This window comes from Anaerotignum faecicola, assembly GCA_024460105.1.
Taxonomy (GTDB): domain Bacteria; phylum Bacillota; class Clostridia; order Lachnospirales; family Anaerotignaceae; genus JANFXS01.
The window spans coordinates 1-637 of the sequence record JANFXS010000047.1 but is presented as its reverse complement, the minus strand read 5'-3'; the positions used below and the strand labels follow the sequence as shown (position 1 = coordinate 637).

1 protein-coding gene is annotated in these 637 nt (G+C 50.4%); it reads right to left on the bottom strand.

Annotated elements, in window-relative coordinates:
- A partial coding sequence (locus NE664_12650) for an RNA degradosome polyphosphate kinase (protein MCQ4727485.1) occupies nucleotides 1-432 on the bottom strand: 432 nt, incomplete at its 3' end.
- Nucleotides 433-637: the final 205 nt, after the last annotated feature.

The window sequence follows — 637 nt, the reverse complement described above, 5'->3', positions numbered from 1 at the left end:
GGGATATACATTTTCCCGGAAATACTCATCTACATAAGCGCCCTGCTCTGCATTTAAATCAACATGGCTTGTGACCACGCACAGGCCATTCTGCTTTAGGGCAGGGAGGATGGAGCGGTTGTAGGTGGAATACTGCATGGCCACCATCTCGTGCGTCTTTACGCCAATCTTCTCCAGCTGCTCGGAGGGCTTTAGGCCGGCGATATCCGGCTTCGTATATTTTGCGTGAACCATGTCCTTTAAGGAGGCAACGCGGACCATGAAGAACTCATCCAGGTTTGATGAGGTGATGCTTAAGAATTTCAGCCTTTCAAACAGAGGCAGGTTCTTATCCCTGGCCTCGCTCAGCACCCGGTAGTTGAACTCCAGCCAGCTCAGTTCACGGTTTACATAATTGTCTGGATTGTAAAATCTTTCATCAATATCTGCCATCAGGATAACCTCCTCTTCTGTTTTAATACAGGCCGGATTCCGAAGATCTCCTAAAAGAAATCCGCTTTCTGGGCAAATGCCACCGCCTCGAGGGTCATGTCTCCCCCATACGTTGTGGTCACAAGCAGCTGGCCCTCCTTGACATTTAAGCGGCAGTCGTGGAGTTTCTGCTTATGGCTCCGGTCCATGGCGTTGGCCAGCCTCA